We start from the raw sequence: 21,064 nt of genomic DNA, 5'->3' as shown, positions 1-21,064 counted from the left end.
GGTGGTGCTGGACATCGACGGGCCGGGTGGCAAGCAGCTGGCGGGGTATCTGGTGGTCGGCGAAGCACCGGCCGACCTGCAGCAGCAGAACGCACTGCGCAGCGAACTGCGCGAGCACCTCAGGCACGGGCTGGCCGACTACATGGTCCCGACCCACCTGCTGTTCCTTGAGCCCCTGCCGGTAACGGCCAACGGCAAGCTGGACCGCAAAGCCCTGCCCAAACCCGACGCAAGCGTGCTGCAGGACAGCTACGTGGCCCCGCGCAGCGAGCTGGAGCAACAGATCGCGGCAATCTGGGCCGAGGTCCTGAAGCTCGATCGGGTCGGCGTGACGGACAACTTCTTCGAACTGGGCGGGGATTCGATCATCTCGATCCAGGTGGTCAGCCGGGCGAGACAGGCCGGGATCCACTTCACACCCAAAGCGCTGTTCCAGCATCAGACCGTACAAGACCTGGCCTCGGTGGCCACGCGCATGGAAGGCAGCGGCCCGCAGATCGACCAGGCCCCGGTGGTCGGCGAGACACGCTTGCTGCCTATCCAGCAGGCGTTTTTCGAACAGTCGATCGCCGAGCCTCATCACTGGAACCAGGCGGTCCTGCTTGCTTCGACGAGGCTCATCGATGGCGCCGCGCTGGAAAAGGCCTTGCACACGCTGGTCGAGCATCACGATGCGTTGCGCCTGCGCTTCACGCCACAACAGGACGCAGGCGCATGGCTCGCCGCCCATTGCGCCCCGGGCGACGTTGAGGCCGGGCTGCTGTGGGCAGAGACCCTGACCGACGCGAACGCGCTACAAGCCCTGTGCGAGCGAGCGCAGCGCAGCCTGAACCTGCAACAGGGTCCGCTGTTGCGCGCTGTACTGGCGACCTTGCCCGATGGCAGCCAGCGCCTGCTCCTGGTGATTCATCACCTGGCGGTGGACGGGGTGTCCTGGCGCATTCTCCTGGAGGACCTGCAGAACGCCTATGACCGCCACGTGGCAGGCCAACCTGCCGTGCTGCCCGCCAGGACCACCTCGACCAAAGCCTGGGCCGAACGGCTGCAGGCCTACGCGCAGAGCGATGCAGTGCAGGCAGAGCTCGGTTACTGGCAGTCGCAGTTGCAAGGGGTCGACGCGCAACTGCCCCAGGACAGGGCTGATGGATCGCTGCATGGCCGCCACACCGCGACGGTGCATGCGCGCCTGGACCGGCAGCAAACGTCGCGGCTGTTACAACAGGCGCCAGCCGCCTACCGCACCCAGGTCAACGACTTGCTGCTGACCGCCCTGGCCCGTGTGATCGCCCGTTGGACGCAGCGCGATGAGGTGCTGGTGCAACTGGAAGGGCATGGCCGTGAAGACCTGTTCGATGCGGTCGACCTGACCCGTACTGTCGGCTGGTTGACCAGCCTGTTCCCGGTGAAGCTGACAGCGGCGCCGACCCTCGATGCCTCGATCAAGCAGATCAAGGAACAACTCCGCGCGATCCCCGACAAGGGCATCGGTTATGGCGCGCTGCGTTATCTGGGGGATTCGCACGCACGGGATGTGCTGGCTCGCCTGCCAGTGCCCCCCATCACATTCAATTACCTGGGGCAGCTTGACAGCACCTTTGCCGAAAGCCCAGGCACAGCCACGGAGCGATTCCTGCAGCCGGCCAGCGAGAGCAGCGGGGCTAGCCAGTCTGCCGAGGCCTTGCTGGAAAACCTGCTGTCCATCAACGGGCAGGTCTACGCTGGCGAGCTGAGCCTGGCCTGGACGTTCAGCCAGGACATGTTCGACCGCGCCACGGTACAGGCCGTGGCCGACGACTATGTCAGCGAGCTTCAGGCGCTGATCGACCATTGCGTCGATCAGGACGTAGTCGCCCTGACACCGTCCGATGTCCCGCTGGCTGCGCTGGATCAGGCCCAGCTGGATGCCTTGCCGATTCCGGCAGGTGCCATCGAGGACATCTATCCGCTTTCGCCCATGCAGCAGGGCATGCTGTTTCACACGGTCTTCGAGCAAGGCCAGGGCGAGTATGTCAATCAGATGCGCGTCAACGTTTCGGGCCTGGATATCGAGCGGTTCAAGCGTGCCTGGCAGGCAATGCTGGACCGACACGACGTGTTGCGCGCCGCATTCGTCGCCAACCTTGAACGCCCGGTGCAGGTGATCCGCAAACACGTCGAGCTGCCGTTCGACGTGCTGGACTGGACCGCGCAGGAGGACATCGAGGGGCGGCTGGATGCCTGGGCCGAGGCCGATCGTCGGCGTGGCTTCGACCTGCAGGCGGCACCCTTGTTGCGACTGACAGTCATCCAGACAGACAGTGCGCAGCATCACCTGGTCTTCACCAGTCACCATATCCTGATGGATGGCTGGAGCAATGCGCAGCTGCTGGGCGAGGTGTTGCAGCGCTACGCGGGCGTTGCTTTGGCGCGACCGGCCGGGCGCTACCGCGACTATATCGAATGGCTGCAGCGCCAGGATGCCGAGCAGAGCGAGACGTTCTGGCGCCAGCAATTGCTGCACCTCAGCGAGCCCACGCGACTGGCCCAGGCGCTGCGCCTGGATAGAAGCCGCGCGGACACCGGCCATGGCGAACATCATCAGACGCTCGACGCAGCCTGCGCCCAGGCGTTGAGCGCGTTTGCAAGGCAACGACGGGTGACGGTCAATACCTTGCTGCAGGCAGCCTGGCTGCTGCTGTTGCACCGCTATACCGGCCAGGAAGGCGTGGCATTCGGTGCCACGGTTGCCGGCCGGCCGGCGGACCTGCGTGGCGTCGAGCACCAGCTGGGCCTGTTCATCAACACGCTACCAGTGGCAGCCAGGCTGCAGCCTGACCTGCGGGTGGGGGAGTGGGTCGAACGTCTGCAGGCACAGAACCTGAGCATGCGCGAACATGAACACACGCCGCTCTACGACATTCAGCGTTGGGCGGGCTCGGCCGGTGAGCCGTTGTTCGACACGCTGCTGGTGTTCGAGAACTACCCGGTCGGGGAAGTCCTGCAGCAGGGCTCCAGCGCAGGCCTGGCGTTTTCAGGCACGCAGAATCGCGAGCGGACCAACTATCCGCTGACGCTGATGATCGAGTCGGGCAATGCCCTGACGATCCACTACCACTACGACCGCAGTCACCTCGGCGACACCGGCGTCGAGCAGATCGCCCGGCACTTTGCCAATCTGCTGAACGCCCTGGTGCAGCACGCCGATACCCCGGTCGGTGAACTGCAGATGCTCGATGACGAAGAGCGACAGCGCATCGTCCACGACTGGAACCGTACCCAGATGCAGTACCCGCATGAGTGCAGCCTGCCCGAGCTGTTCGAAATGCAGGTCGCGCGCACCCCTGAGGCCCCGGCACTGTTGTTTGCCGAGCAGACCTTGAGCTATGGCGAGCTCAATCAGCGCGCCAACCGCCTGGCGGGCAAGCTGCGCACAATGGGCGTCGGGCCGGATGTGCTGGTCGCGATTGCCGTCGAGCGATCGGTGGAAATGGTCGTTGGCCTGCTGGCGATCCTCAAGGCCGGTGGCGCCTATGTGCCATTGGACCCGGAGTATCCGCGCGAGCGCCTGGGGTACATGATGGAGCAGAGCGGGGCGCATCTGCTGCTGACCCTCAGCCATCTGCTGCCGCAGCTGCCCACCCACAGCGTGCAGACCTGGTGCCTGGACAGCGACTGGCATCAGGTGGCGGCCTTCGATGGCGAGAACCTCGGTATCGAGCAGCATCCCGAGCACCTTGCCTATTGCATCTACACCTCCGGTTCCACCGGTCGGCCCAAGGGGGTCGAGGTGCGCCACCAGGCACTGGTCAACTTCCTTGCCAGCATGGCGGTCGAGCCTGGGATCGACGCCGGCGATCGGGTCCTGGCGCTGACCTCGCTGTCGTTCGACATTGCCGGCCTGGAGCTGTACCTGCCGTTGCTGGCCGGGGCTTCGGTGGTGCTGATCGGCGAGCGCCAGAACAAGGATCCGTCGGCGCTGCAGGCTGTGATCGAGCGCCACGCCATCACCACCCTCCAGGCCACACCTTCGACCTGGCGCATGCTGCTGCAGGCGCTGCCTGCGCAGACCCTGCGCGGTTGCAAGGTCATCAGTGGCGGTGAGGCGCTGCCTGTCGACCTCGCCGAGCAGTTGCTGGCGCTGTGCGGGCGCATCTGGAACCTGTACGGGCCAACCGAGACGACGATCTGGTCGGCGGCGTACTGCCTGGACAACCAACATCCCTTGCCGTTGCTGGGCAAGCCGATCGCCAACACGACCTTGCAGGTCATGGCGCACGATCTGTCGACTGCCGCGATCGGCATGGCCGGGGAACTGATGATCGGTGGCGATGGCCTGGCGCGGGGTTATCAGCGCCGCGCGGCATTGACGGCCGAGCGCTTCGTCCCGGACCCATACGATCGCAGCGGGCAGGGTGGTGGCCGGCTTTACCGTACCGGTGACCTGGCCAGCTATCGCAGCGATGGGGTGCTCGAGTACGTGGGCCGCATCGACCACCAGGTAAAGGTGCGTGGCTATCGCATCGAACTGGGCGAGATCGAGGCAAGGCTGATCGATGATCCTGCTGTGCGCGAGGCGGTGGTCATCGACATCGATGGCCCTGGTGGCAAGCAACTGGCCGGCTACCTGGTCTCGAGCGGCGAAGCAGCGGTCGTGACGGAGGAACAGCGCAGCGCCCTGCGTCGCCATCTGCGCGAACAGCTGCGCGCGACCTTGCCGGATTACATGGTCCCCGCGTACCTCACCTGGCTCGATGCGCTGCCGCTGACACCCAACGGCAAGCTCGACCGCAAAGCGTTGCCCCAGCCTGATCCTGGCGTATCGCAGCAAGGCCATGTCGCGCCGCAGAGCGAGGTGGAGCAGCAGATCGCTGCCGTCTGGGCGCAGCTGCTGAATGTCGAGAAGGTCGGCCTCAATGACAATTTCTTCGAGTTGGGAGGGCACTCGCTGTTGGCGCTATCAGTGCTCTCGCGCTTGCAACTTTCGCTGGGATTGACCGTGGAACCGGCCGTTCTCTTCCAGCACCCGGTCCTTGGCGATTTTGCCAGATACATCGAATCCATCGGCGATGCGTCGGCTTTCGACGAAAAACTGCAGCGTCTGGATAGGCTTTTTGAAGAGTTCGAGGTGAATGAATGAGTAACGATGCCGCGCTGAATATCGCCACGCGTTTTGTCACGCTGCCGCTGGCCAAGCGCAAGCTGTATCTGCAGAAGATGCACGCCGAGAACATTTCTCCGGCTAACTTGCCAGTGCCTTGCACCCAGGCGCTGTTCGACCGCGTTCCGGTATCGTTCGCCCAGCAGCGTCAATGGTTCCTGTGGCAGATGGATCCGCAGAGCACGGCCTACAACCTGGCTATTGCGCTGAGACTGCAGGGCGCACTGGATATCGACGCCCTGCGTGGCGCCTTCCAGGCCTTGATCGTACGGCACCAGACCTTGCGCACCACGTTCTCGCTCGATGACGAACAGCTCGTTCAGGTCATTCACCCGCCAGAATCGTTCGAAATCGACGCGCAACCCGTCGACGTCGGGGCGGCGCCGGAAACCGACTTGCAGATCAAGGCATGGGTCGAATCTGAGGCTCGCACGCCCTTTGACCTGGAGCGCCAGTGGCCGACCAGGGTCAGGTTGCTGCGTTTGCACGCGCATGACCATGTGTTGATCATCACCCTGCACCATATCGCTACCGATGGCTGGTCAATGCAGGTGCTGGTCGACGAGCTCATCGGGCATTACGCCCACGCATGTACCGGCGAGGCCGTGGACCTTGCTCCGCTGCCCATTCAGTATGCCGACTATGCCATCTGGCAGCGGCACTGGATGGAGGCAGGCGAGCAGGAGCGTCAGCTGGCGTATTGGCGGGCCCACCTGGGGGATGAACACCCGGTGCTGGAACTGCCCAGCGACCGGCCGCGTCCGGCGACGCAGCGCTTCGAAGGCGCGAGCCTGAAGTTCGAGCTCGAATCAGCACTGGCCGACGCGCTCAAGCAACAGGCGCAACAGCAGGGGGTGACGCTTTTCACACTGCTGCTGGCCAGCTTCCAGACCCTGCTGCACCGGTATTCTGGTCAGGATGAAGTGCGTGTCGGGATTCCCATCGCCAATCGTAACCGGGTCGAAACCGAGCGGCTGATCGGTTTCTTCGTCAACACCCAGGTACTCAAGGCGCAGTTCGATAGCTCGCTGACATTCACGGGCTTGCTCAGCCAGATGCACAAGACCACGCTGGCCGCTCAGGCGCATCAGGACCTGCCTTTCGAGCAACTGGTAGAAGCGCTGCACCCGGAACGAAGCCTGAGTCACAGCCCGTTGTTCCAGGTCATGTACAACCACCAGGCGCAAGCCAGGGGAAATGCCCGGCGCCTGCAGGGTCTGCAGGTCGAAGGCATCGCCTGGGAGCGACAGACCGCGCAGTTCGACCTCACGCTGAACACGGTCGAGCATGAGCATGGGATTGCGGTAGAGCTCAACTACGCGACTGCGCTGTTTGAAGCATCGACGGTCGCGCGCATGGCTTCGCATTTGACCCACTTGTTGGAGGCAATCGCCGAGCGGCCTTGGCAGCTTGTCGCCGAGTTGCCGATGCTCGGGCAGCAAGAGCATCGCCAGATTGTGGAGCAGTGGAACAGCACTCAAGCGTCCTACCCTGCCGACCAGGGCATGCATCAGCTGATCGAAGCGCAAGCCCGTGCGACGCCCCAGGCCCCTGCGGTGCTGTTCGGCGAGGATGTGTTGACCTACCGTCAACTGAACCAGCGCGCCAACCGGCTCGCTCACGCGTTGCGCGACAAAGGCGTGGGCCCGGACGTGCTGGTAGGGATCGCGGTGGAGCGTTCGCTCGAGATGGTGGTCGGGCTGCTCGCCGTTCTGAAGGCCGGGGGCGCCTATGTGCCGTTCGATCCCGACTACCCGGCCGAGCGCCTGGCCTACATGATGGAGGACAGCGGCATTCGTCTACTGCTGACCCAGACTACCCTGCGCGACCAGTTGCCAATCGCCCCCAGCATGGCCTGCATTGTGCTTGATGACGCAGATGAATGGCTGGCTGCCTATAGCGACGTCGACCCTGTCAACCTCAACGTGCCGGCCGATCTAGCCTACGTGATCTACACGTCGGGCTCGACCGGCAGGCCCAAGGGCGCCGGCAACACGCACCAGGCGCTGGTCAACCGGCTCTGGTGGATGCAGAAGGCCTACGGTCTGGATCACGGCGATACCGTGCTGCAGAAGACGCCCTTCAGCTTTGACGTATCGGTGTGGGAATTCTTCTGGCCACTGTTCACCGGTGCGCGGCTGGCAGTGGCTCGCCCTGGCGATCACCGGGACCCCGAACGCCTGGTGGAGGCGATCAGGCAACACAGGGTCACGACCCTGCATTTTGTTCCGTCCATGCTTCAGGCCTTCATGACCAGCGAGCACGTGGAGCGGTGCGAAACCCTCAAGCGCGTGGTGTGCAGTGGCGAAGCGTTGCCTGCTGACCTTTCAGAGCAGGTCCTGGCCAGGCTCAAGCACGTCGGGCTTTTCAACCTTTACGGCCCGACGGAAGCGGCGATCGACGTTACCCACTGGACCTGCCAGGCGCAAGCCAATGGCAGTGTGCCGATCGGCACACCTATCGACAACCTCAAGACCCATGTCCTCAGCAGTGCCTTGCTGCCGGTGCCGCAAGGTGTGGCAGGCGAGCTCTACCTGGGTGGTGTGGGTCTGGCGCGTGGATATCATCGTCGTCCGGGGCTTACGGCGGAGCGGTTCGTGCCCGACCCGCTTGATCGGAGCGAGCAGGGTGGTGCGCGCCTTTACCGCACCGGGGACCTGGCGCGGTACCGCTCGGGCGGCGTAATCGAATACGCTGGCCGCCTCGACCATCAGGTGAAGATTCGCGGCCTGCGCATCGAGCTTGGCGAGATCGAGTCCAAGCTCCTGGAGCACGACAGCGTGCGCGAGGCCGTGGTAATCGATATCGATGGGCCGGGTGGCAAGCAGTTGGCCGCCTATCTGGTGGTCGATGTACACGCTGGCGAGCTGGAAGAACACCTGCGCCGGCACCTCAAGGCCACACTGCCGGACTACATGGTTCCCAGCCATCTGCTGTTCGTCGACGCGCTGCCGCTGACCCCAAACGGCAAGCTGGATCGCAAGGCATTGCCACGCCCGGATGTACGTCAGCGGCAGAAACACCATGTGGCGCCGCGCACCCCTCTCGAGGCGCGAATCGCCGCGATCTGGGCTGACGTCCTCAAGCTTGAACGGGTAGGGGCCACCGACAATTTCTTCGAACTGGGCGGCGACTCGATCATCTCGATCCAGGTGGTCAGCAGGGCCCGCCGCGAGGGCATGACGTTCACGCCCAAACAGCTATTCCAGCTCCAGACAGTCGAGGGGCTGGCGGCCGTGGTCGCCAAGGGGCACGCCCCGGCCATGCAGATTGATCAGGGCGCGGTGCAGGGGCGCATGCAGCTCTTGCCGATTCACCAGGCATTCTTCAACGAAGACATCGCCGATCGTCACCACTGGAACCAGGCCCTTCTGCTCAAGCCCGGACAGGCCTTGGACAGCAACGTGCTCGACCGCGCGCTGCAAGCGCTGCTGGCCCATCACGATGCGTTGCGCGTGAGCTTCCAGCAGGAAGACGGCAGCACTTGGTCGGCCTGCTATCGCCAGATCGGCGAGCCAGCCCAGGCGACTTGCCTGTGGCAAGCGCAACTTCAGCACCCGTCCGAACTGCAGGCGCTGTGCGACAAGGCGCAACGCAGCCTCGATCTGCAGCAAGGGCCACTGCTGCGAGCCGTGCTGGCAGACCTGCCCGACGGTAACCAGCGGCTACTGCTGGTGATCCACCACCTGGCGGTGGATGGCGTTTCATGGCGAATTCTGCTCGAAGACCTGCAGGCCGCCTACCGTCAGGAGGCGCTGGGTCAGACCATTTCCCTGCCAGCCAAGACCAGTTCCGTCAAGGCATGGGCCGAGGCGCTGCAGACGTACGCCAACAGCGAGGTATTGCGCAATGAACTGCCGTATTGGCAGGCACTGTCAGCGGTCGATGCCACGCTCCCTTGCGACAACGTTGACGGTTCACTGCAGGCCAGGCATGCAGCTGTCGCCCGGACACGGCTCGATGAGCGCTACACCCGCCAGCTCCTGCAGGACGCTCCTGGGGCTTATCGCACTCAGGTCAACGACCTGTTGTTGACGGCCCTGGCCCGCGTGATCGCCCGCTGGACGAAGCAGGAAGAGGTGCTCGTGCAACTGGAAGGGCACGGTCGTGAGGAACTGTGCGATAACGTCGATCTCAGCCGTACCGTTGGTTGGTTCACGAGCATGTTCCCGGTCAGGCTCAGCACCGCCGAGGCGATGGACACCTCGATCAAGACCATCAAGGAGCAGCTGCGTGCGGTTCCCAACAAGGGGCTTGGGTTCGGAGCGCTGCGCTATCTGGGCGACCAAGAGGCCAGCCAGGCCTTGGCGGAACTGGCACCACCCAGGATCACCTTCAATTACCTCGGGCAGTTCGATGCCAGCTTCGACGAGCCTGCCGGCGAACTCGGCCAGGCAGCCTTCCTCATGCCTGCTGCCGAGCACAGTGGCGCAAGCCGAGGCGAGACAGCGCCGCTGGGCAACTGGTTATCGATCGATGGGCAGATATTCAAAGGCGAGCTGGGCCTGAACTGGACCTTCAGCCAGGCCATGTTCGAGGTCACGACGGTCGAACGCCTGGCAGCCGAATACGCTCGGGAATTGCAGGATCTGATTGATCACTGCGTATCCGAAAGTGCCTTCGGCAGGACGCCTTCGGATTTCCCCCTGTGCAACTTGAACCAGGCGCAACTCGACGCCTTGCCTGTGCCCCTCGTCGAAATCGAGGACATCTACCCGTTGTCGCCGATGCAGCAGGGGATGCTGTTTCACAGCGCCTATGAGCAGACCGGAGATTACATCAACCAGATGCGTGTCGACGTTCAGGGCCTGGACGCTGCGCGCTTCGATCAAGCCTGGCAAGCGATGGCGGCGCAGCATGATGTGCTGCGTGCCAATTTCATCACCTTGTTCGAGCAGCCCTTGCAGATCATTCGTGAGCAGGTGCAGATACCTTTCACCGAACTGGACTGGTCGGCGTCCAAGGATCTGCAACGCGAGCTCTGCGTCTGGGCCGAGCACGATCGTCGCAAGGGCTTCGACCTGCAGCATGATCCGTTGCTCAGGATAACCGCGATCCGTACAGGCCCCGATAGCCATCACCTGATCTATACCAGCCACCACATCCTCATGGATGGCTGGAGCAATTCGCAGTTGCTTGGCGAGGTGCTGCAGCACTACGCGGGGCAGCCGGCCGAGCGTAAGCCTGGACGTTACCGTGACTACATCCAGTGGCTGCAGGGACAGGGCAAGGATCGCAGCGAAGCCTTCTGGCGAGAGCAGCTTCAGGATCTGCAGGAGCCGACACATCTGGCGCAAGTGTTCCGACAAGGCAAGTCGAACAAGGACAGCGGTTATGCCGATCATTATCAGGTGCTGGACTGGCAGCCCACGCTGAGTGAGTTCGCCCGTGAACGACGGGTTACCGTCAATACGCTGGTGCAAGCGGCCTGGCTGTTGCTGCTGCAACGTTATACTGGCCAGGAATGCGTCGCCGTGGGCGCCACGGTCGCTGGCCGACCGGCGGAAGTGGCCGGTGCGGAGCATCAGCTGGGTCTGTTCATCAATACGTTGCCGGTGATCAACCGGCTGCAGCCGACGATCACCGTGGAGCAATGGGTCACCGAACTGCAGGGGCGGAACCTGGCACTGCGCGAGCATGAACACACCGCGCTGTATGACGTCCAGCGCCTGGCTGGCGTAGCGGCGGATGGGTTGTTCGATACCTTGCTGGTGTTCGAGAACTACCCTGTCTCCGAAGCGCTGCGCGAGGGTGCTCCCGCAGGCTTGAGGTTCATCGACACGCACATTCACGAGCAGACCAACTACCCCTTGACCTTGGCCATTGGCCTGGGTGCGCAGTTGTCCGTTCACTACAGCTATGACCGTTCGAGCTTCAGTGACCGGGACATCGAGCAAATCGCCGGGCACTTCGCCAACCTGCTGCATGCCATCATCCAGAAGCCGCAGCGCCTTATTTCCGAGCTGCCGATGTTGGGTGTGGATGAATGCCGTCGCATCGTGGAGGAATGGAACCACACGACGGTCGATTACCCTGGCGCTCACTGCGTGCACCAGTTGTTCGAGGCCCAGGTACTGCAACGACCCGAGGCCGTCGCCCTGGTATTTGCTGGGCAGCAGCTCACGTACCGGCAGCTCAATGTCCGCGCCAATGGCCTGGCGCACCGCTTGCGCGAGCGCGGCGTGGGCCCGGACGTATTGGTCGGTATTGCCCTGGAACGCTCGGTGGACATGGTTGTGGGATTGCTGGCAATCCTGAAAGCAGGGGGGGCCTATGTCCCTCTCGACCCTGAATATCCCCAGGACCGTCTGGCGTACATGATCGAAGACAGTCGAATCCAGCTGCTGTTGACCCATCGAAATGTCCAGCTACCTGCCTGTCCACACATCCACACCCTGATGCTTGATGAGCTGGATGACTGCCTGACGTGGCCGGCTGACAACCTGGCGTTTGCAGGGCACCCTGGCAACCTGGCCTATGTGATCTACACCTCCGGCTCGACGGGCAAGCCCAAAGGTGCCGCCAATACCCACGAAGCGCTGCTGAACAGGCTGTTCTGGATGCAGGACGCCTACGCGTTGCGCACCGATGACAAGGTCCTGCAGAAAACCCCTTTCAGTTTCGATGTGTCGGTCTGGGAGTTTTTCTGGCCGTTGATGACGGGAGCCCGACTGGTGCTCGCCCAACCGGGCGAACATCGCGACCCGGCGCTGCTCATGCGGCTGATCGAGACCGAAGCCATCACCACGTTGCACTTCGTGCCATCGATGCTGCAGGCCTTCATCAGTGGTGACAGCCCGCAGGCGGCCTGTACTTCGCTACGGCAGGTGATGTGTTCCGGCGAGGCGCTGCCGCTTGAGCTGCAACGCAGCGCGATGGCATTGCTGCCGGGTACCCAGTTCTACAACCTGTACGGGCCTACCGAAGCGGCTATCGACGTCACCCATTGGCACTGTGTGGACGAGCAAAGTCACAGCGTTCCGATCGGCCGGCCGATTGCCAACCTGCATACCTACATTCTTGACGATGAGCTCAACCCGGTGCCTGCGCCGGTCACGGGCGAACTGTATCTGGGCGGTATCGGCCTGGCCCGCGGTTACCATGAGCGCGCGATGCTGACGGCCGAGCGTTTCTGTGTCAGCCCCTTCGGTGACGGGGAGCGTCTCTACCGCACAGGTGACCTGGCGCGCCAGCGTGAAGACGGGGTGATCGAGTACGCTGGGCGGATCGACCACCAGGTGAAGATCCGTGGCCTGCGTATCGAGCTTGGCGAGATCGAGGCGAGCCTGCTGGAGCACCCGGCCGTGAAGGAAGCCGCTGTCCTGGCAATCGACCTGGCGACCGGCAAGCAACTGGTGGCGTTTGTCGTCATCGACCGTGAAGAACACCTGAACGATGTAAAGGCCGTACTGGCGCGCCGGCTGCCTGATTACATGGTGCCTTACCATTACGTTCTGCTCGACAGCATGCCGCTGTCACCCAACGGCAAGCTGGACCGCAAGCGCCTGCCGATGCCCGAGCTCAAGGCCAACGTGCAGCAATACAGCGCCCCGAGCAACGAAGTCGAAAGCGCCCTGGCGCTGATCTGGCAGGAAGTCCTGCAGCGGGAACAGGTAGGTATTCACGACAACTTCTTCGAGCTTGGTGGCGACTCGATCGTGTCGATCCGCATCGCCAGCAAGGTGCGGCTTGCAGGTTACGACGTCTCTCCGAAACGGGTATTCGAGCACCAGACCATCGCTCAGCTCGCCGCGACGTTGGAGCGCCATGCGCCTGTATCCGAAGCGCCAGTCATTGCCCGAGTCGCCGTCAGTGAAGAACAGCGAGCGTTGTTGCCCCTGTCCGCCGACGTCATCGAAGATGTCTACCCGCTCTCGCCGATGCAGCAGGGCATGCTGTTCCATTCCATCGAGGAGAAGGGTGAAGGGCTGTATATCCATCAGGTCAGCCTGCCGGTGACCGGCCTGAAGACCGCACCTTTCATTCAGGCATGGGCAGCGGTGACCGCGCGTCACGAGGTGCTGCGTACCAGTTTCCACTGGGCCGGCCTGGCCGAACCGCTGCAGGTTGTCCATACACAGGCGCAGATGCCCGTAAGGGAAATCGATCTGCAGGGCAGCGAGGCGCCTGACGCGACCGTGCAGGCGCTTGCCCATGAAGAGTGGCTGAACGGTTTCGACCTGACCCAGGCACCTCTGCATAGGCTATTGCTGGTGAAGCTGGACTCGAACACCTATCACATGATCTGGACCAGCCACCACATCTTGATGGACGGCTGGAGCACCTCCCGGCTGTTTGCCGAGGTCATGCAGCACTACGCCGGCAAACCAGTGTCCGGCAGTGTCGGTCGTTATGGTGATTTCATCGCGTGGCTGCATGCCCAGGACAAGGGGCGGCAGGAGGCCTTCTGGCGTGAAAGTCTGGCAGGTGTCGAGCCTACCTTGTTGGCCCAGACGATTCACCCGCGACACAGCGCCAACGAAACCGGGCACAACGCACTCTATTCACGCTGGGACAAAGCGTGGACGACGCGCCTGCAGGATTACTGCCGAAGCCTGAGAGTCACGCCCAACACCGTAATCCAGGGCGCCTGGCTGTTGTTGCTGCAGCGCTACACGGCCAAATCTGCAGTCACCTTCGGGGCGACCGTCGCTGGTCGGCCGGAGTCGCTGCCGGGCGCCGACAGCACCTTGGGGCTGTTCATCAACACATTGCCGGTATCGCAGGAACTTGACCCGACCGCCTGCCTGGAGGACTGGCTCCGTGACCTGCAGGCTTACAACCTGGAGCTGCGCAACTGGTCACATACCCCACTGAACGATGTCCAGAGGTGGTCCGGTACCCCAGGTCAGACGCTGTTCGACAGCATTATCGTGTTCGAGAACTACCCGATCGACGAGAGCATGCGCGAGTCGTCCGATGCCGAAGTGGGCTTTGGCGAATCCAGTGGCGTGGGTGTGACCAACGTTCCCATGGACTTGGCCGTGCATCTCAACGACACCTTGTCGATTGAATACCTGTACCTGCGCAACAGCTTCAGTGAAGCGGCGGTACAAGGCATCCGGCAGACCATGGAAGCCACACTGGACGCCATGTTGAGCCAGCCTCGGGCGAGGCTTGGCAATCTGCAGTGCTTGCTGCCTGCCCAACTGGAGCAGGCAGCGCAATGGGGCGCCGAGCCTGCGACGGTCTATGGTACGCAGACACTGGCGCAGTCGATTGCAGCGCAAGCTCAGCGCCAACCGGATGCCGTCGCGCTGGTGTGTGCCGAGCGAAGCCTCACCTACGCGGAGCTGGAGCGGCAGGCCGAGCATCTGTGCACCGTGCTGCGGCTCAAGGGTGCCGCGCCCGAAGTGATCGTCGGCGTGGCCCTGGAGCGGTCGCTGGAGCTGGTCGTGACGTTGCTGGCGATCATGAAGACGGGGGCTGCCTATGTACCTCTGGATCTCGAGTACCCGGCAGATCGCCTGGCCTGGATGATCGAGGACTCGGGCATGCAGCTGCTGGTGACGCGCCACTCGCTGCTGCAGCGCCTGCCGTCACTGGAACGTGTACACGTCATCGAGCCTGTTGCTGATCAGCAGGTCCCCCAGCCGGCGCTGCCTCCTGCGGCCATCGAAGACGGCAACCTGGCCTACCTGATCTACACCTCGGGCTCGACCGGCAAGCCAAAAGGCGTAGCTGTCGCCCAGGGCCCATTGAGCCGGCATTGTCAGGCTATCGTGGAGCGATACGAAATGGGGCCCTCGACGCGAGAACTGCATTTCATGTCGTTCGCCTTCGATGGTGCTCAGGAGCGCTGGCTGAGTACCCTGCTCTGCGGTGGCACGCTGGTCATACGCGACGGTGACGTGTGGACAGTGGAGCAGACCCTGCAGGCTTTGTGGCGCCAGCGCATCACCATCGCCTGTTTCCCGCCGGCCTACCTCAAGCAGTTGGCAGAGTCGGTGCAGGCCAGCGGCGATCAGCCGCCACCGGTGCAGATCTACTGCTTTGGTGGCGATGCGGTGCCCGAACAGACGTTCGAGCAGGTCAGGAAGACCCTCAAGCCCACCTGGATGACCAATGGCTACGGCCCTACCGAAACGGTGGTGACGCCGCTTTTGTGGAAGGTGCCTGGAGACGGTCATTGTGCGGCTGCCTATGCGCCTATCGGCCATGCGGTAGGTCGGCGCTCCCTTCGTGTACTCGATGACGAGCTCAACCCGCTGCCTCCGGGCTTCGCGGGCGAATTGATGATCGGCGGCGACGGCGTCGCTCGCGGCTATCATGGCCGCCCGGCCCTGACTGCGGAGCGCTTCGTGCCTGACCCATTGGGTAAGGAGGGTGCCCGTCTGTACCGCAGCGGTGACCTGGTACGTAGACGGGATGACGGTGTGGTCGACTACGTGGGCCGTATCGACAACCAAGTCAAGATCAGGGGGTTCCGGATCGAGCTCGGTGAAGTCGAAGCCGCTCTGCGTACCCAGGACGGGGTGCGGGACGCCGTCGTTGTCGTGCACGAAACGACGGTGGGCAAGCAACTGATCGGGTATGTGGTAGGCGAAGACACGAGCATGGCGAAGGCTTTGAGAGCCGTACTGGCTGCCCAATTGCCGGAGTACATGGTGCCGTCGCAGATCATCGTGTTGCCTTCATTCCCGGTCACGCCGAACGGCAAGCTCGACCGCAAGCGCCTGCCGGATCCGGTATTCGAGTCGTCAGGGCATGTCGCTCCTCGCAATGAACAGGAGCGATTGCTGGCGCAGATCTGGGAAGAGGTACTGCAGGTCGATCCCATTGGCATTACGGACAACTTCTTCGAGCTTGGCGGCGACTCCATCCTCAGCCTGCAGGTGGTGTCTCGGGTGAGGAATCACCCGACCTTGGACATGGAACTCAAACTCCGTGATGTGCTGCGTTATCAGACGATCGAGGCGATCGTCGGCAAACAGGAGCAGGCCGACCATGCGCCCGTGCAGGTGGCCGACACCGGGGCGGTCGACGGCCTGTTCAATCTGCTGCCCATCCAGGAGTGGATGTTCGCCGAGGCGCTTGCGGACCCCGCGCACTTCAACCAGGCCCTGATGCTCAAACCGCGCATCGCGCTGGACCTGGATGCGCTCGACCAAGCGCTTGCCTGCATCGAAGCGCACCATGACGCCCTGCGGCTACGCTTCGTTCAGGAGAACGGTCGTTGGCTGCAACGCTACCTGACACCTGATGAGGCCAGGCAACCGCTGCTGCAGCGGGAACAGGCTTGTGACGAGCAGGCGCTGATGACGCTGGCGAATCAGGCTCAACGTAGCCTGAGGCTTGTCGATGGACCTGTCTGGCGAGCTGTGCACGTACAGCTTGCCGATGGGCAGGCGCGACTGTTGCTGGTCATCCATCACCTGGTCATGGACGGTGTGTCATGGCGGGTACTGCTCGAAGACCTGCAGCGGGCTTACCAGGCCTGTACCCAGGGTGACACGCCGGCATTGCCTGCTCGCACCACGAGCTACAGGGCCTGGGCAGAGCTTCTGCGAAAAGAGGCTGCATCGATTGGCGCGCAGCAGGGTGACTGGTGGCTTGCTCAACTCGAACCGCTGTCGAACGAGTTTCCTTGCGACAACCCGCGCGGGCGCAATGAGGTCAGCGAGCAGGCGGCCGCCCATCTGTACCTGACACGGGAAAAGACTGCGCAGTTACTCAAACAGGCGCCTGCCGCCTATCGCACGCAGGTGAACGACATCCTACTGGCGGCGCTGGCACGTGTGCTGTGCCGTTGGAGTGGCGAAGAGGCCGCATTGATCCAGCTGGAAGGCCATGGTCGCGAAGACCTTTACGAAGGCGTGGATCTGTCCCGGACAGTGGGCTGGTTTACCAGCATGTTCCCGGTACGTCTCGCCCCTGGCGAGGCTGCGGCGGTCGGTGAGTCGATCCTGGCCACGCAACGGCAATTGGCGGCGGTACCTGACAAGGGGGTCGGTTATGGCGTGTTGCGTTACCTGGGCGAACCTCGGATGCGCGAGCGCCTGGCGGCAGTAGCTCAACCGCGGGTGACGTTCAACTATTTCGGTCAGTTCGACCAAAGCTTTGACAAGCACGCTTTGCTTGAGCCTGCGCCGGAAGGGTCAGGCGATTGCTATAGCCCGAGGGCGCGCCTGGCCAACTGGCTGGAGATCGTCGGCCAGGTCTACGACGGCTCGCTTTCATTGCGATGCGTCTACAGCAAACGTCGTTATCGGGCGCAGACCATCGACGCCCTGATGGAAAGCTATCGCGAAGAACTTGAACTGCTGATTGATCACTGCCTCTCCGTGACTGGCGCTGCCTGAGTGCAAGCGCCAGGCGGTTTTTTCAAGGAATATCAAGTTGAATAACGATCTGGAAGCGTTTCTCGATATGGTTGCAATGAACCCACAGGATCAGGCCTTGCATCGGCTGGGTCCGGTGCAGGCACGCACCCGTTTCGAGTTGGCCACGCAGCGTCTTCGCTGGCAAGCGCCGCAGGACCTGGCGCTAGGTTCGCTGACCTGCACCGCACGCGATGGTACGGCTTTGCCGTTGCGTGTTTACAAACCCGCGCAGGCCGATGGCCGGCCCCTGCCGGTGCTGGTTTATTACCATGGCGGTGGCTTTGTCGTCGGCAGCCTGGATTCACATGATGGCGTATGCCGTGAGCTGTGCGCACGGTCAGGCTGCGCGGTGGTTTCGGTAGGCTATCGCCTGGCCCCTGAGCACCGGTTCCCAACGGCTTTCGAGGACGGTTGGGATGTGCTCGAAGCGCTGCCCTCCATCGCCCAGGCACAGGGGCTGGACCTGCAACGCGTCGTCCTTGCGGGCGACAGCGTGGGCGCGACCCTGGCCACCACCTTGGCCCTGCATGCCGCCAGGCAAGGCCTGGCGGCCGCGGTACGGCCGATCGGGCAACTGTTGTGTTACCCGGTCACGGATGCGGGGGGCGAATACGCCTCGCGCACCCTGTTTGGGGAGGGGTACCTGCTGGAAGACGAAACGCTCGAATGGTTCTATGACCTTTATGCACGCGAACACCTGGATCGTCACGACTGGCGTTTCTCTCCCTTGCGCGCAGAAAGCCTGAGCGGTGTCGCTCCAGCCATCGTCCTGCTGGCCGGCCTGGATCCGCTGCTGGATGAAGGGCAAGCCTACGCTGAGCGATTGCAAGCATCCGGGGTGGATGTGGAAATCATCCTGGCGCAGGACATGACCCACGACCTGCTGCGCATGATGTCAGTGACTGCAGAAGTTTCGACAGTGTACAAGCGATTGGTCGACAGTCTGCTTGCGCTTATCGCCAAGGCACGATAGACCTCCAGCCCCAAGGGCATTGTGGTCGCGCTGAGCGCAATGCCCTGGCGAGCCCCGCGTCAGGGCCCTGCTGAATCAAGCAGACAGGTGGTGTAGGAACAGAGGAGGGAAAGGCGCCAGCCACCTTCGGCGGTGGCTGGCGCAGGGGGGGGGATCAGTTTTCGTAACGCAGGGTAAGCGCGAAATTGCGTGGGGCGCCGTAGTAGTTGCCGGTGTCTTCGCTGAAGATGGCAGTGTAGTATTTCTCGTCAAACACGTTGTTGAGGTTCAACTGCACGCTAACGTTCTGGTTGACCCGAAAGTTGGCATTGAGATCGACCAGGTTGTAAGCGCTCTGGGTGATGTTGTTCAGGTAGAGCTTGCTCTGGTGATAGACGCTGGTACCCACTCGCCACTGGTCCAGCGCACCCGGCAGCTGGTAGGTGGTAGCCGCCTTGAACAGTCGCTGGGGCGAGTTTTCCGTACCGTAGGTGTCGCCCTTGTTGGCCCCGGCAACGTACTTGGGATGGCTGTAGGTGTAGCCCATCGAAGCATTCCACCCAGGCATCAGCTCGCCTGACACTTCGGCATCGAAACCGCGATTGCGCACCTTGGCACCTTCGGTATAGCAACGTGCATCGCGGTTCGGTCCGCACACACGACCGGCTTCTGGCACGACCTGGGGCAGGCCAGTCTGATCGACCTGGAACAGCGCCAGAGAGGTGTTGAGCCTGCCGTCGAACAGCTCGTTCTTGAGGCCGATCTCGTAGTTGCTGCCCGTGGTGGGGGCCAGCAGCTTGTTGTCGACACTGTAGTTGCTTTGCAGTTTGTAGATTTCAGTGTAACTGGCGTAGACCGAGGTCTGATCGGTGATGTCATAAACGATGCCCCCATACGGAATGACCTTGCGGTCTTCCTTGAAGCGATCGGTTTCCCAAGGCCCTTGGGTATCGTAATCGACCCAGCTCAAGCGGCTGCCGAGGATTACGTGGAGGTCGTCGGTAGGATTAAGACGGGTAGCCGCGTAGATCCCTTTGTCCTTGCGCACGTGGCGGCTTGGCGTAAGGTTGCCGACTATTTCCGGTTTGGGGAATTGCGAAGCATTGAAGTCGAGGACGTCTACCTTGGGGTAGAAGCTCGGCGAGCCGGTCACGTACTGCAGGCGATCGCGGCGCATGCTTGTGCCCACGACCACTTCATGCTTCTGGCCCATCAGGTTGAACGCACCATTCAGCGCTGCATCCAGGTTGACCTGCTCGTCATCGTATCTGGCGCTGTTGGGGTAGTACTGCATCGACGAGTCGGTCTCGCCGGTGTGATAACCGACCTGTGCCAAAAAGTCCGCATTGGACCAGATGAGGTTGGTCGCGACGGTCAGGTTCCAGTCTTCGTTGAACGAATGCTTGATATCGGCGAAGACGTTGCGGTTCAGCTTGTCCAGATAGGCCCATTTGCCGGCCAGGGAGGTCGTGCGGGAGAAGTCGTAGAAACTGCCGTCCTGGTGTGTTGGCAGGCCACCCCAGTCGTAACCATTGTTGTTGTCCTGCTGCAGCGAGCCACCGAGGGTCAAGGTGGTCGAGTCACTCAGGTCAGCTTCGCCGATGGCATAGAACAGCTGGTTTTCCTTGCCGGCGTAATCCTGGTAGCTATTGCGGTTGTTGTACATCAGTACCGTTCGACCGCGCAGTGTCCCTTCGGCATTCAACGGACCGCCGACATCCAGCTGGGTGCGGTAGTTATCCCATGAACCTGCGCCGATCTCGGCCTTGAGCTGATAGCTCCGGGTAGGCCGCTTGCGCACCATGTTGATGGCTGCCGACGGGCTGCCCGCCCCCTGCAGCAGGCCATTGGCGCCGCGCACGATCTCGACCCGATCATACATGGCCATGTTATTGACCGACATGACGTCCATCGAGAAGCTTTCAGTCACGCTGGTCGGCAGGCCATCGACCTGCAGGTCGTCCACCTGGAACCCTCGCGAGTAATACAGTGGGCGCTCGGTGCCGAAACCCTTGACGGTATTGATCCCTGTCGCGGCCATGGCCACGTCTTCCAGGGACTGCATGTTCTGGTCGTCCATCTGTTGGCGGGTGACGACGCTGACCGATTGGGGCGTCTCCCGGGGTGACAGCCCCAGCCTGGTGGCCGTGCTGGTCACACCCGTGGTGTATGAGCCTGTGTTTTCGGTAGTTGCACCCAAGGCAGCGGACTGGATGCTCGTGGCATCGAGGAGCATTGCGCTGTCACCCTCGTTGCTCGCCTGCAAGGTCAATGTGTTGTCGCGCAGCTGATAGCGCAGCCCACTCTCCCCGAGCAAGATACGCACCGATTGATCCAGGCTGTGACGACCGCTTAACGCACCCGAGCGAAGGTTCTGCACGGCACCGGGCTCGTACAGCACCTGCACGTCGGTCAGTTCTGCAAACTTCTGCAGCGCCGAGCTCAGTGGCTGTGCCGGGATATTCAAAGTCAGTTGCTGATCTTGCGCCTGGGCCGCCAGGGGCAGCGCCAGGGTGAGCGCCAGCGCTGGCAGTTGTGCATTGAAAGCGCGTCGAAGGCCAAGCGCCCTGGTCAAGTGATTCAATCGAAGGTGGGTGGGCATTTCGGTGCTCGTTGTAGATGTTGAGTGGGCAGGCTGGGCAGATCTGTTTT

4 protein-coding genes are annotated in these 21,064 nt (G+C 62.6%); 3 read left to right on the top strand and 1 reads right to left on the bottom strand.

Translation table 11 applies throughout. From position 1 onward, the window contains the following. The 3 genes from AC07XM_RS25345 to AC07XM_RS25335 form a co-directional block, all read left to right on the top strand. Positions 1–5,116 (top strand): amino acid adenylation domain-containing protein (locus tag AC07XM_RS25345; RefSeq protein ID WP_495045747.1); only part of this gene is annotated, 5,116 nt, incomplete at its 5' end. Next, positions 5,113–17,439, top strand: coding sequence for a non-ribosomal peptide synthase/polyketide synthase (locus AC07XM_RS25340; RefSeq protein WP_102689649.1), 12,327 nt, complete (start codon positions 5,113–5,115; stop codon positions 17,437–17,439). The genes AC07XM_RS25345 and AC07XM_RS25340, both read left to right, overlap by 4 nt. A gap of 31 nt (positions 17,440–17,470) precedes the next feature. Next, positions 17,471–18,433 carry an alpha/beta hydrolase gene (locus AC07XM_RS25335; protein WP_024717920.1) on the top strand — a complete coding sequence of 321 codons (963 nt, stop codon included), beginning with the start codon at positions 17,471–17,473 and terminating at the stop codon, positions 18,431–18,433. Positions 18,434–18,587: 154 nt separating this feature from the next. Here the strand turns inward: AC07XM_RS25335 and AC07XM_RS25330 are convergent, their stop codons facing one another. Further along, positions 18,588–21,014, bottom strand: a complete 2,427-nt coding sequence (locus tag AC07XM_RS25330) for a TonB-dependent siderophore receptor (protein WP_102689650.1) — start codon at positions 21,012–21,014, stop codon at positions 18,588–18,590. Between the last annotated feature and the right edge of the window lie 50 nt (positions 21,015–21,064).

This window comes from Pseudomonas sp. GW460-LB5, from assembly GCF_059423245.1.
This window is presented reverse-complemented; position numbering and strand designations above follow the sequence as displayed.